The following is a 12,728-nucleotide window of genomic DNA, read 5'->3' on the forward strand; positions in this document are numbered from 1 at the left end:
TTCGCAAAAAGCGAAGAGGCAGTATTTTAATGGAAAACGAGCTTAAAGCCTACATAAATCAATATCATAGCCAGCGCAATGCGCACCCAGTGTTCAGCGACGCGTGAGCTCATGTGGCTGCCAAGGTAGATACCTGGAATGGAACCGATCAGCAATGTGCCCAGTAAGCTGTAATCTATGGTGCCGAGGGAGGCGTGTCCCAAACCCGCAACCAGGGTCAGCGGGACGGCGTGCGCGATATCACTACCGACAATCGTGGTGATTTTTTCTTTAGGGTAGAGCATGATCAATGCCGTCACGCCCAGTGCTCCGGCACCCACTGAAGTCAGTGTAACAAGCCCACCCAAAGTGGCACCCAGCACAACGGTAGCCGCTGGCACGTAACGCGCTGGAATCCATTCATCTTTTGAAACCAGTGCAATCAATTTGTTTCTTAATAATACAGCGGCAGAGGTGATGATCAGCGCAATCCCCAGCCAGAATTTAATGGTGGTGACCACATCGCCAGATTGCAGGTCCATATCATGCAAGGCCCAGAGTGTGAGGATAGATGCAGGGACGCTGCCTATCGCAAGACGTTTGACAATGCGCCAGTCAATATTACCCAGTTTGCCATGCGCAAAAATGCCTACTGATTTGGTAATTGAGGCGTACAGCAAATCAGTCCCAACGGCAACCGCAGGCTTGATGTTGTAAATCAGTAATAAAATGGGCGTCATGAGCGAACCGCCACCCACGCCTGTTAAACCAACCAGAAAACCGACAGCGAACCCTGCCAGTATGTATCCGAATTCCATGTGGAGTATCTTCAAAAACGTTTAGAGCGCGCAATGTAACAGATTTTTAATCGTTGATTTAATAATAAATTGTTCTAATATATAGCATTTGGTTATATAGGGTTGCCAATGAAATTTCACCAATTACGCTATATACATGAAGTGGTACGCCAGCACTTAAATATTTCGGCCGCTTCTGAAGCTTTGCATACCTCTCAGCCAGGTGTCAGCAAGCAGATTCAGTTATTGGAAGAAGAGTTGGGTTTGCAGATATTCCAGCGTAACGGCAAACGATTGGTCGGTATCACTGAGCCTGGGCGTAAAATCGTAGAACTGGCTGCCCGCGTTATGCTGGACATGCAAAATATCAAGCGGGTAGGGGATGAGTATAGCCAGGAAGACCGCGGCGAACTGACCATTGCGACCACCCATACCCAGGCCCGTTACCGTTTGCCTGCGGCGGTCAAACAATTCATGGCGCACTATCCTAATGTGAAACTGACCATACACCAGGGCAACCCTTCACAAGTCACTGAGCAAGTGGCCGCGGGCGAAGCCGATATCGGGATCGCGACGGAAAACATCAGCAAGGATGAGCGGCTCTCCTGCTTGCCATGCTATGAGTGGAACCGTTGCCTGGTGGTCCCTCCCGATCATCCTTTGCTGGAAAAGACAAACCTGAGCCTGAAGGACTTGGTCAACTATCCCTTGATTACCTATGATTTTGCCTTTACCGGCGGCACGCTGGTCTCCAAGGTCTTTCATGATGCCGGTCTGCAACCTAACGTGGTATTTACCGCGATTGATGCAGACGTGATTAAAACGTATGTCAATTTGGGGCTGGGGATAGGACTGATTGCGAACATGGCCTACGACGACACAAGGGATGCGCCACTTAAAAGCATTGATTGCAGCCATTTATTCCCCAACAGTACCACCTATCTAGGTGTGCGTCGTGATGCTTTCCTGCGCGACTATATGCTGAATTTTATTACCATGTTGTCACCGCAATACGACAAGCGCAGCGTGCAACGGGCTTTGCATCAGCACTTGTGATGCAGGTCACATTGGCTCGTGTTGTGAAATGCTGTAATGGTTGGGTATGGGAAACATCCAGGAGATATCGTGCGTCCAAATAGCTTAAATATATTGTGCTGCCTTTGTCTCTTTGTGTCTTTGGCGGCCTGTGCCGCGCCAGCTAATCTCCGCGTGATTGGTCATGGCATGCCCGATGTTGATCTGGATAACGCCATTTATGAGGTCCCGGTTCAGCAAGGAGTCAGCTACCAAGATCTAGTAGATAGCCTGAAGTCTATTTCCGAAGGGATGAACTTCGTGAACCCTGCCAATTTCCCGATTGGTGACCATATGAAGCAACGTGGCCAGGACCCGCAAGGCGTGAAAGAGGTGCGGACCTTTTGTAACCTGAGCATGGGCACGGAGATTATCCTGGATCATCCTGAATTTCTGGTGTTCGCTCCTTGCCGTTTGGCGATTTATGAGAAGCCTGATGCTAATGGCAAGCGCCAGCTCTATCTTGGCCTGGATAGGCCGACGCATGATTTAAAAAATATCAAACGGCCCACTGCCCGGGCACAAGCTTCGGCTCAGCAGCTTGAAGATGCGCTGATAGAGCTTATGGAAAAAGCTCGCCGTGGCGATTTTTAGACCACACAAAACCTTATTTCTGCCGCCGATTAAAAGCAAATGACTTAAACGAATTGATGGGCTTTGAAAAGCGCATTATCTGCGTTTACCGGCGGTAAGAATATTTTGTACCTTCCCCTTTTTTCAGCCATCGCCTATACTCAAACTTAACTTTAATTGTTCGAGTCTCCCCATGATCCAATCCATGCTCATCGCGAAAAATAACGATACCGACAGCGTGATGCTGCCGCGGATGGCCAATCGTCACGGCCTGATTGCCGGAGCGACTGGCACCGGTAAAACCGTCACTTTGCAAAGTCTGGCCGAGCAGTTTTCACGTATCGGTGTGCCGGTATTTATGGCCGATGTCAAAGGTGACTTATCCGGCATGAGCCAGGTGGGCGGTGGCAATGCTAAAGTTGAAGCCAGGGTTCAGCAATTAGGCCTCACCGGCTACGCCAATAAAGCCTATCCGGTGATGTTCTGGGATATGTTTGGTGAAAAAGGCCATCCAGTCCGCACCACCTTAAGCGAAATGGGACCCTTATTGCTGGCTCGCATGCTTAACCTGAATGAGGTGCAAGGTGGCGTGCTGAATGCCATTTTCAAGATTGCCGATGACAATGGCATGCTGTTGCTGGACATGAAAGACCTGCGCGCCATGGCGCAGCATTGTGCAGAAAACTCGGCCACTTACCAGACACAATACGGCAATATATCTTCTGCCAGTGTGGGGGCGATCCAGCGTGCTTTACTGCAACTGGAAACCGAAGGCGGTGATGTGCTGTTTGCAGAGCCAGCATTGAATCTGGAAGACATGATGCAAACCGATGGCAAGGGATTGGGATTTATCAATATCCTGGCGGCAGACAAATTGCTCAACTCGCCTCGCGTGTATGCGACGTTATTGTTATGGATTCTCTCCGAGTTGTTTGAAAAACTGCCAGAAGTCGGTGATATGGAAAAACCCAAACTGGTGTTTTTCTTTGACGAAGCGCATCTGTTATTTAATGATGCGCCGGATATTCTGATGCAGAAAATCGAGCAGGTAGTGCGCCTGGTGCGTTCAAAGGGCGTGGGCGTCTATTTTGTCTCGCAAAACCCGCTGGATATCCCGGATGTCGTGTTGGGACAACTTGGTAACCGTGTCCAGCATGCCTTGCGCGCGTTTACGCCACGCGACCAGAAAGCGGTGCAGGTAGCGGCGCAAACTTTCCGCGCCAATCCCAAACTGGATGTCGCCACAGCGATTACCGAATTGGGTGTGGGCGAAGCGCTTGTTTCTTTTCTGGATGAAAAGGGCGCACCGACACCCGTTGAGCGTGCACTTATCTGCCCGCCGGAAAGCCGTATCGGCCCGGCGACGGATGCTGAGCGCAGGCAGGTGATGGCGCAATCACTGGTGGAAGGCGTGTATGACAAGCTGGTAGACCGCGAATCGGCTTATGAGATTCTCAAACAACGTGCCGAGCAGGCGGCATCTGCTGAGCAGGCGCAAACGCAAAAAGAGCAGGAAGGTTCTGGCTTTGACCTGGGTGGTATCCTCGGTGGCAAGTCCAGCCGGTCTGATTCTGTGCTGGAGTCTGCAGCCAAATCTGCGGCCCGTGCGATAGGCTCTCAATTAGGCCGGGCCATTATTCGCGGAGTACTGGGCTCTATTCTTGGTGGAAGCAAAACCAAGCGTTAAAGGTGGGTAGCCAATTCATTGAGCCAGGATTGTTAACATGTTAAGTGACATCGACATCGCCCAGGCTGCAACCCTAAAGCCGGTGACTGACGTGGCTGCAAAGGTAGGTTTGTCGTCGGATGACCTGCATTTATATGGCAGGCACATGGCTAAATTGACGCAGGCGACGGTGAACCGGCTACAAACGCAACCGGCAAAAGCCAAGCTGATTCTGGTCACTGCCATCAACCCCACCCCAGCCGGAGAAGGCAAAACCACCACCACGATTGGGCTCACCGATGCGTTGAACCAGGCTGGTTACCATGCGCTGGCTTGCCTGCGCGAGCCTTCCCTGGGCCCTGTGTTTGGTATGAAGGGCGGGGCCACCGGCGGCGGCTATGCGCAAGTGGTGCCGATGGAGAATATCAACCTGCACTTTACCGGTGATTTTCATGCCATCAGTGCGGCCAATAACCTGCTGGCAGCTTTGATTGATAATCATATTTACCATGGCAATACGCTACAGTTTGATACCGTGAGCTGGCGCCGTTGCATGGATATGAATGACAGGGCTTTGCGCCGGGTGACTATTAACCAGCCCACTTCCTATGACACTGGTTTTGATATCACAGTCGCCAGTGAGGTGATGGCGATTTTCTGCCTGGCGACTGATCTGGCCGATTTAACCCGACGCCTTGGCCGCATCCAGGTGGGCGTGTCGGTACAAGGCCAGCCTATCTTGGCGAGCGATCTACAAGCGGAAGGCGCGATGACGGCTTTACTGAAGGATGCTTTTCAGCCTAACCTTGTACAAACCCTCGAAGGCTCGCCTGCTTTGGTGCATGGCGGACCCTTTGCCAATATCGCGCATGGTTGTAATTCGCTGGTTGCTACCCAGGCCGCCTTGCGCCTGGCAGATTTTGTCGTGACCGAGGCTGGTTTTGGTGCTGACCTCGGGGCCGAAAAGTTTATGGATATCAAATGCCGCCAGTCTGGCCTGCGGCCAGATGTGGCTGTGATCGTGGCCACCGTACGCGCCTTGAAATACAACGGAGGCGTGGAAGTGCCCGACCTCAATACCCAAAATCGGGCGGCGCTTGCCATAGGGGTGGCTAACCTTAAAAAGCATGTGTCTAATCTGCGCCAACACTTTGGCTTGCCTGTGGTTGTCGCGCTCAATCATTTTACGGCGGATACCGACGCTGAAGTTGCTTTGGTGCAGGCCGCTGTGGAGGCGCTTGGAGCCAGCCTGCATGTGTGTCGCCACTGGGCGCAAGGCGGTGCAGGGGCGGTTTCACTGGCTCATGCGGTGGCTGCGCAGGCGCAACAGTCAGCGGCGCCAACACTGTTGTATGTCGATGAGTTGCCTTTGGCGGAAAAACTCAACATTTTGGCAAAGAATATCTATGGTGCCAGTGCAGTCACGTTTAGCGAGCTTGCTCAACAGCAGTTGGTGCAGATGGCTGAAGCCAGCCAAGGACTGCCGGTCTGTGTCGCCAAAACCCAGTATTCGCTGTCTTGTGATGCCAAATTGCGTAATGTGCCCGAAAACCATGTGCTGCATGTGCGTGAGCTACGGCTGTCACGCGGAGCCGGGTTCTTGGTTGCGATTTGTGGTGACATCATGACCATGCCGGGCTTGCCCAAGCAACCGGCCAGCGTCCGTATCAATGTCGATGCCAATGGTAGAATAAGCGGCCTTTCCTGAAGTCTTTGTCATGCTCACGTTTAGTCAACCCGGCCAGGCCGATCAAACCATCAATAAATCCCGTTTTATCGCACGTGCCAGGCGCTGCGAAAACGAGCGTGAACTCGCCTTGTTTTTACGCCAGTTTGCCAGTGAGCACCAATCGGCAGGGCATTTGGCCTATGCCTTTCGTATGAAAACGGCAGAAGGCATCGTTGCCCGTTTTTCAGATGCCGGAGAGCCTGCCGGGACGGCGGGTAAGCCGATTATGCAAATGCTGGACGGCCAGAATTATGTCAATTGCTGTGTCGCTGTCGTACGCTATTATGGCGGCATTAATCTGGGTACTGGCGGCCTGGTGCGTGCTTATGGCGGCACGGCCAAGCAGGCGATGGAGCAGGCAGGGAGCATGCCGTTTGTAGAAATGGTACAACTCAAGATCTCGACCACTTACAAGCGTGTGGACGAGCTGACACGTGAAGTTCAGCGTTTAAATGGTGAAATCCTCGACAAGCAGTTTGATGATGCAGTGCATTTTTTGCTGAAATTGCCGGTGGATAGTGCCAAGCAATTACAAGCCAGATTTTAAAGAATCTTTTTGAATATCCTTATTCGGAGCCAGTGGTGACCCAATCTCAACGATTTGATATTGCAACGTATGTATTGATGGCGCTGCTGATGTGGCTGGTATTGCAAGTGCAACTGCTGCCAGCGCTCCTGGTCGGGTTGCTAGTGTTTGAGTTGATCCATGTGATCTCTCCGCTGATTGCCCGCAAACTCCCTGGGAGATACGCTAAATGGCTGGCCGTGGTGCTGATTGCGACGCTGGTGATCGGATTACTGGTAGCACTGGGGATGGGGATCGTAACCTTGATTCGCAGTGATGCCGGCGGATTGGCCGTACTGTTCGACCAGTTGGCCAAAATCATTGAAGATTCGCGCAAGGTTCTGCCGCCGTGGCTGAATGACCGTCTGCCTGATGATGCCATTACCTTGCAGCAAACCGTGATTGAGTGGCTGCGTGCGCATTCCGCTGACTGGCAATTGCTGGGCAAGGAAGCCGGACATCATCTTGCGCATATTCTGATCGCGATGGTGATCGGCGCCATGGTTGCCTTGCATGATGTTCAAACCAGGGTAAATCATAAACCGTTTGCCCAGAGCTTGTTGCAACGCATCAGCTTGTTTGCGCAGGCCTTCAAAAACATCGTGTTTGCCCAAGTGAAGATTTCTGCTGTCAATGCGGCCCTGACCGGTGTTTACCTGACGATCATATTACCCATGTGCGGGGTGCATTTACCATTCACCAAGACCATGATAGTCATCACCTTTCTGGTTGGCTTGTTGCCTGTGATCGGTAACCTGATTTCCAACACTGTGATTGTGATTGTCAGTACCAGCCACTCGTTTATGGTGGCCATGGGTTCGCTGGCATTCCTGATTATTATCCATAAACTCGAATACTTTTTGAATGCCCGCATTGTGGGGGGACAAATTCGTGCCTATGCCTGGGAGTTATTGCTGGCGATGCTACTCATGGAGGCGACCTTTGGTTTGCCGGGCATCGTCGCCGCGCCTGTGTATTATGCTTATGTGAAAAGTGAGTTCCGTGAACGTAGCTGGGTTTAATACTGACTGTTTTAACCAAAATGAAAAACTGCATTTTTGAGCCAATCACAGCGCTGAACTGAAGGGTGTACAAGCAAGGTGTTGTTGGTGACCCGAACGGGCCATTGTGAACAGCTGGCAAGGTCAGTATTCTAGCAACATCACAAGGACGCAGCGATGATCACCCGCTTAAATTTGAAGATTTTATTGATCGGATTTTTGCTTTTACTGATTGTCGGCATCTTTGATGCAGTTGTGTGATTGTGGCGTGTTTTTCAAGTTTAAAGTCTCTTTATAGCCCCGCCTATGCGGGGTTTTTTCTTTTCTGCTTCTGGTCAATATCCGCGACGTAGTCAGGCGCGTCATATAAGCTTCATGTCACTGAAAACTTTCTGACATACAGTTTTCAAGAGTGCTCAAGGTAACACAGCGGGCTTCATCGTAAGCGTACAGAGAGGATTTTCAGAATGAAACGTAAATCTTGCAGAATCACCCCCTGGTTAATCGCAGGGTTGCTGGGAACGGCAGTATTCGCCCCGGTGCAGGCTGCAGAATTGATTCAAAACGGTGGTTTTGAAGTGCAGGGCGCAGATAGCTATGATATTGCTGGTTGGCAGGTTGCCGAGCAAGGCTTTTTCGGCGGCGTATTGTCACAATCAGGCAATGTGTCTGAAGTGACTGGCAAAGCTACCGCAGGTGCATACCAGGGCAGCTATTATGGCTTGCTGGACAACTATGGCCTGGCGGGCAATGTGCTGTATCAATCTTTTACCACAGCGGCTGTCAGCCAGGCGACCTTGTCATTCCAGATGTTTGTCAATAGCCAAGACTCCACGACCGAGATCAATACGGCAGGGCTGGATTATAGCGTGGACGCCACTGACCATCCTAACCAGCACGTACGCGTGGACTTACTGAAGGCGGGTAGCGATCCATTTTCAACCAATAGTGCGGATATCCTGCAAAGCCTGTATCTGGGCGGTGCAAATGGTGGACTGGCCATCAATGACTATGTCAGCTACCAGTTTGACCTGACTTCCAGCCTGGCCGCTGGTGGCAGTTATGTGCTGCGTTTTGCCACTGTGGCTAACCAGAACTCCCTGCAATTGGGTGTCGATAACATCAGCCTGCAAACAGTGTCTGCCGTACCGTAATCCGATACCAATGCCTTGATGTGATCTGGACTGGGCATGATGACATTGGTCATGCGCCGTCTCTACTCATAAATTACAATACTAAAACCTGATCAAGGACTCATCATGCAATCATTCAACTTGAAACGTACAGCCATGGCCGCCATGCTGCTGAGCGCACAATTACTTTCTAATACGGCATTGGCTGAAGATGCACAGTTCTGGCTGAATGATGGTGCAGCCAGCCTTAATGACAGTAAAAAACTGGTACCCAATGCTCGCAAAGCCAAAAACGTCATTCTGTTTGTGGGTGACGGCATGGGGATTTCTACCGTGACTGGCGCACGCATTTTTGAAGGTCAGCTGAAAGGCATGGACGGTGAACGTAACAAGCTGTCTTTTGAACAGTTCCCATATGTTGCGCTGTCCAAAACTTACTCCACCAACCAGCAGACTGCCGACTCTGCACCCACCATGACAGCAATCATTTCTGGTGTGAAAACCAATGACGGTATCATTTCCCTGAACCAGTCTGTAGCACGCAATGAGCCAAGCCAAAGCATATTGAATGCCAACAAAGTGACTACTTTGCTGGAGCAAGCTGAGCAGGCCGGAAAATTGACCGGTGTGGTTTCTACGGCCCGTGTGACTCACGCTACGCCAGCCGCGACTTACGCTCATATCTCCAACCGCGACTGGGAGGCCAACACTAACCTGTCACCCGCAGCCGTGAGCGGTGGTGTGAAGGATATTGCCGCGCAACTGATTGATAACTTCGGTGCCGGTAAAATTGGTGACGGTGTTGACGTCGTATTTGGTGGTGGCCGTAGCTATTTCCTGCCTAATACGATGACTGATATTGAAGGCACCAAAGGCCGTCGTACCGATGGCCGCAACCTGGCACAAGAGTATGTGACCAAGTTTGGTGGTGTGTATGTAGAAAATCAGGCGGGTTTTGATGCTATCAATCCGGCCACGGCCACCAAGGTGCTGGGCTTGTTTAACCCCTCTCATATGGAATATGAGCAAGATCGTCCGAATGATATCGCTGGCGAGCCATCACTGGCCGAGATGACCGGTAAGGCGATTGATATTCTTAAGAAAAACAATAAAGGTTTCTTCCTGATGGTAGAAGGTGGCCGTATTGACCACGCCTCCCATGCAGGTAACGCTTACCGCACTTTCAAGGATACCGTGGCATTGTCTGATGCTGTGCGTGAAGCCGTGTCTAAAGTCAACCTGAACGATACCCTGATTATTGTGACGGCTGACCACAGTCATACACTTACCATTGGCGGTTATCCAAAACGCGGCAACCCTATCCTGGGTAAAGTGGTTGAGCCAGGCAAAACCACGCCAACGCTGGCTGCAGACGGCAAACCATACACCACTGTGAGCTTTGCTAACGGCCCAGGCTATCACATTAACTCCCCAGGCGATGCGGTTTACAATGAGTCTATCGCCGCTGGCCGTGTGGTGGATATGTCTGGTGTAGATACCGAAGATCCTGATTTCCACCAGGAAGCACTGGTACCACTGAGTTCTGAAACCCACGCCGGTGAAGAAGTAGCGATTTACGCGATTGGCCCTAAATCTTACCTGGTACACGGTGTACAAGAGCAGAGCTATATCTACCAAGTCATGAAAGATGCTTTTGGCTTCTAAGGCAGACGCGGTTAAATAGTCAGTGATAGTCAAGCAGCCCTGATCCCTTTGAGACGGAATGGAAGCAGATGATGTTTAAAAAAGTAGCCGGATGCCTGGTAATGATGTCAGTGAGCGTTGGTGCACTGGCCGATGAGGTGGTGAATGCGCGTTATGAGACTGTACAGTGCGCGCAACCATGCAAACCGGAAGAGGCCAAGCATCTGCAATGGTGGCTGATGCGCGAAGGCAACCAGGTGGAAATACGCAATCTCTACCAGAATGGCGAACCAGCGCATCACAGCAGCTTGTGGCTTAAAAAACCAGCCGGACAAATGAATTATATCTATTTGATGCACGATGAACGACGTGCCATTGACTACGCCGATGTGGATTTGAAACTGTTGTCTATCAAAACAGATGAGCAGTTCTGGCAACTAAAATCGCAACTGGTGACTGATAGCGAATTGGCCAGTCTGAAAAAAATGGCAGAGACAGAAACGCAATACGGTTATTCGGTGGAAAAATATACCGGTACGCTAGGAAATGGTATCCAGAGCGAAGTATGGTGGATCCCGGCCTTAAAATTGCCCTATAAGGTGAGCTATATTTACTCGCAACATACCGTCAGCATCCAGTTGCAATCATTACAACCCGCAGCCAAGCCAAATCAACCGGTAGAGATTGCACCCAGCACTTCCTTAACCGCGCTCTCAAACTACCAGCACGTGGACTATGCCGACCTGGGCGATATGGAACACAACCCTTCTGAAATGCAGTGGCTGGCTAAAGCGCACGCTGCACCTGGCTTGCAGGCACATCATCATGAGTCTTCGCCTGACTATTTGCAAGGCAAGTAAACTTTAAACAGCCATGCCCATCGTGAGCCTCTCATTGCAGAGGCTCAATTTCCTGCAACCTAATTTTCCGGTACTGTCATCGGCTATAATGCCGTCATGGCACTACAAATTATTCAATTACTGTTATTGCTGCTGGTTATCGGCATACTGCTCTGGCATTCACGCAAGCAGCAGTTGGCTTCGCAGCAAGCGCTGGCGCAGCTTCTTGCGCAACAACTCGAAGAAAAACACCGCATGATGATGAGCGAGATGCATCAATCGCTTAATCAGTTGGCTGATCGTTTGCAAAACCTCAATACGGACCAGCAGGACCGCTTGCGTGCGCAGTTATCTCTGGAACTCACCGCCACGCGCGAAGCCATGCAGGCTTTGCAGGTAGCGCAACGAGACCATTTGACACAGAGCAGCGAACAATTAAGCTTAAGTTTGCGCAATGGCTTGTCAGAGCAAGGCATGTTGCAACAAAACCTGCTTAAAACCGCCTTGCAAACCACGACTCAAAGCCTGACCCAAAGTATTGAAGCCCTGACCAAAATCGTGGATACGCGCCTCGAAGAAATGAGTGGCAAGGTCTCAGAGCGCCTGGAAGCAGGGTTCAAAAAAACCAACGAAACCTTTGTTAGCGTGATGGCTAGACTGGCCACGATTGATGAAGCACAGAAAAAAATTGATGGCCTCAGCGTCAATGTGGTGAGTCTGCAAGAGCTGCTAGGCGACAAGCGTAGCCGTGGCGCGTTTGGTGAAGTACAACTGGAAGGACTCATCCGCAATGTGTTGCCCAATAGTAGCTTTGCCATGCAGCATACCTTTAGCAATGGCGCCCGCGTAGATTGTGCCTTGTTCCTGCCTGAGCCCACAGGCACGGTGGCGGTCGACAGCAAATTCCCGCTGGAAAACTATCATCGTATGACAGATAGTGGCCAGGGCGATCTGATACAGGCACAAGCGGCCAAGCTATTTAAAGCTGATGTGAAAAAGCATATTGACGATATCAGCAGTAAATACATCATTGCCAATGAAACGTCAGATGGGGCGGTGATGTTCATTCCGGCTGAAGCCGTATTTGCCGAGATTCATGCCTATCACCGGGATGTGGTCGATTACGCCATGCAGAAACGGGTGTGGATGGTCTCGCCAACTACCCTGATGGCGGTGTTAAACACCGCACGCGCCGTGCTCAAAGATGTGGAAATGCGCAAGCAGGTACATATCATTAAAGATGAACTGGGTAAACTCAGTAAAGATTTTGACCGCTTTGATACCCGCATGAAAAAACTGGCTGATAATATCCGTCAGGCGCATGAAAATGCACAGGACGTACATATCAGTAGCCAGAAAATTTCCAGGCGCTTCGCCCAGATTGAAAAAGTCGAACTGGCACAAGCAGAGGGGCTGGAGACGCTGGAATTGCTCGATGAATTAGACGAAGTCGGAAAGAACACGCCTACATGAAAATCACCATTTTATATTTTGCCCGTATTAAAGAGGTTGTGAACTACTCCTCTGAAGAAGTGGTGCTTCCAGAGGCTGTGGAAACGATAGTCGCTCTCAAGTCCTGGTTATCTGGCCGCGGCGACACTTGGCAAAAGCTGTTTAATGGCGGTGGCGTGGTGCGTGCAGCGATCAACCATGAACTGGTCGATGACATGGCCATGTTTGAAGAAGGCGATGAGGTGGCGTTTTTTCCACCTGTGACCGGAGGCTAAA

The 12,728-nt window shown here is 50.9% G+C and carries 12 protein-coding genes; 11 read left to right on the forward strand and 1 reads right to left on the reverse strand.

The window, feature by feature from the left end:
* Window positions 1-26: 26 nt before the first annotated feature.
* Window positions 27-797 carry a sulfite exporter TauE/SafE family protein gene (locus tag ACJ67_RS05935; protein WP_049638280.1) on the reverse strand — a complete coding sequence of 257 codons (771 nt, stop codon included), beginning with the start codon at window positions 795-797 and terminating at the stop codon, window positions 27-29.
* 108 nt (window positions 798-905) lie between these two features.
* On the opposite strand from ACJ67_RS05935, the gene ACJ67_RS05940 reads away from it, so the two are divergent.
* The 11 genes from ACJ67_RS05940 to moaD all read left to right on the forward strand — a co-directional run bounded on the left by ACJ67_RS05940 (window position 906) and on the right by moaD (window position 12,727).
* On the forward strand, window positions 906-1,832 hold the full coding sequence (locus tag ACJ67_RS05940) for a CysB family HTH-type transcriptional regulator (RefSeq protein ID WP_049638281.1): 927 nt from the start codon (window positions 906-908) through the stop codon (window positions 1,830-1,832).
* 69 nt (window positions 1,833-1,901) lie between these two features.
* Window positions 1,902-2,444, forward strand: coding sequence for a DUF302 domain-containing protein (locus ACJ67_RS05945; RefSeq protein ID WP_049638282.1), 543 nt, complete (start codon window positions 1,902-1,904; stop codon window positions 2,442-2,444).
* 172 nt (window positions 2,445-2,616) lie between these two features.
* Entirely contained in the window at window positions 2,617-4,110 is a 1,494-nt protein-coding gene (locus ACJ67_RS05950) for a helicase HerA-like domain-containing protein (protein ID WP_049638283.1), read from the forward strand.
* 37 nt (window positions 4,111-4,147) lie between these two features.
* Window positions 4,148-5,797: a formate--tetrahydrofolate ligase gene (locus ACJ67_RS05955; protein WP_049638284.1), complete on the forward strand. Its 1,650-nt coding sequence runs from the start codon at window positions 4,148-4,150 to the stop codon at window positions 5,795-5,797.
* A gap of 10 nt (window positions 5,798-5,807) precedes the next feature.
* The gene (locus tag ACJ67_RS05960) at window positions 5,808-6,365 is read left to right on the forward strand and encodes a YigZ family protein (protein ID WP_049638285.1); all 558 of its coding nucleotides are present in this window, start codon (window positions 5,808-5,810) and stop codon (window positions 6,363-6,365) included.
* 35 nt (window positions 6,366-6,400) lie between these two features.
* Window positions 6,401-7,405: an AI-2E family transporter gene (locus tag ACJ67_RS05965; protein ID WP_049639798.1), complete on the forward strand. Its 1,005-nt coding sequence runs from the start codon at window positions 6,401-6,403 to the stop codon at window positions 7,403-7,405.
* Between the two features lie 446 nt (window positions 7,406-7,851).
* A complete protein-coding gene (locus tag ACJ67_RS05970) occupies window positions 7,852-8,538 on the forward strand; it encodes a hypothetical protein (protein WP_231587265.1) in 687 nt (228 codons plus the stop codon).
* Window positions 8,539-8,643: 105 nt separating this feature from the next.
* The gene (locus tag ACJ67_RS05975; protein WP_049638286.1) at window positions 8,644-10,182 is read left to right on the forward strand and encodes an alkaline phosphatase; all 1,539 of its coding nucleotides are present in this window, start codon (window positions 8,644-8,646) and stop codon (window positions 10,180-10,182) included.
* A gap of 68 nt (window positions 10,183-10,250) precedes the next feature.
* On the forward strand, window positions 10,251-11,021 hold the full coding sequence (locus tag ACJ67_RS05980) for a hypothetical protein (RefSeq protein WP_049638287.1): 771 nt from the start codon (window positions 10,251-10,253) through the stop codon (window positions 11,019-11,021).
* A 96-nt stretch (window positions 11,022-11,117) separates the two neighbouring features.
* Window positions 11,118-12,473, forward strand: coding sequence for a DNA recombination protein RmuC (locus tag ACJ67_RS05985; protein WP_049638288.1), 1,356 nt, complete (start codon window positions 11,118-11,120; stop codon window positions 12,471-12,473).
* A complete protein-coding gene (gene moaD / locus ACJ67_RS05990; RefSeq protein ID WP_049638289.1) occupies window positions 12,470-12,727 on the forward strand; it encodes a molybdopterin converting factor subunit 1 in 258 nt (85 codons plus the stop codon). Before ACJ67_RS05985 ends, moaD begins: the two co-directional genes overlap by 4 nt.
* The last annotated feature ends 1 nt before the right edge of the window (window position 12,728 follow it).

The sequence above is a fragment of the Methylophilus sp. TWE2 genome (assembly GCF_001183865.1).
Taxonomy (GTDB): domain Bacteria; phylum Pseudomonadota; class Gammaproteobacteria; order Burkholderiales; family Methylophilaceae; genus Methylophilus.

Excerpts from the sequence above, each read along its gene's own strand:
- ACJ67_RS05935 (WP_049638280.1), bottom strand. The coding sequence starts at position 797 with ATGGAATTCGGATACATACTGGCAGGGTTCGCTGTCGGTTTTCTGGTT.
- ACJ67_RS05940 (WP_049638281.1), top strand. The coding sequence starts at position 906 with ATGAAATTTCACCAATTACGCTATATACATGAAGTGGTACGCCAGCAC.
- ACJ67_RS05985 (WP_049638288.1), top strand. The coding sequence starts at position 11,118 with ATGGCACTACAAATTATTCAATTACTGTTATTGCTGCTGGTTATCGGC.
- ACJ67_RS05975 (WP_049638286.1), top strand. The coding sequence starts at position 8,644 with ATGCAATCATTCAACTTGAAACGTACAGCCATGGCCGCCATGCTGCTG.
- ACJ67_RS05970 (WP_231587265.1), top strand. The coding sequence starts at position 7,852 with ATGAAACGTAAATCTTGCAGAATCACCCCCTGGTTAATCGCAGGGTTG.
- ACJ67_RS05980 (WP_049638287.1), top strand. The coding sequence starts at position 10,251 with ATGATGTTTAAAAAAGTAGCCGGATGCCTGGTAATGATGTCAGTGAGC.
- ACJ67_RS05960 (WP_049638285.1), top strand. The coding sequence starts at position 5,808 with ATGCTCACGTTTAGTCAACCCGGCCAGGCCGATCAAACCATCAATAAA.
- moaD (WP_049638289.1), top strand. The coding sequence starts at position 12,470 with ATGAAAATCACCATTTTATATTTTGCCCGTATTAAAGAGGTTGTGAAC.
- ACJ67_RS05955 (WP_049638284.1), top strand. The coding sequence starts at position 4,148 with ATGTTAAGTGACATCGACATCGCCCAGGCTGCAACCCTAAAGCCGGTG.
- ACJ67_RS05950 (WP_049638283.1), top strand. The coding sequence starts at position 2,617 with ATGATCCAATCCATGCTCATCGCGAAAAATAACGATACCGACAGCGTG.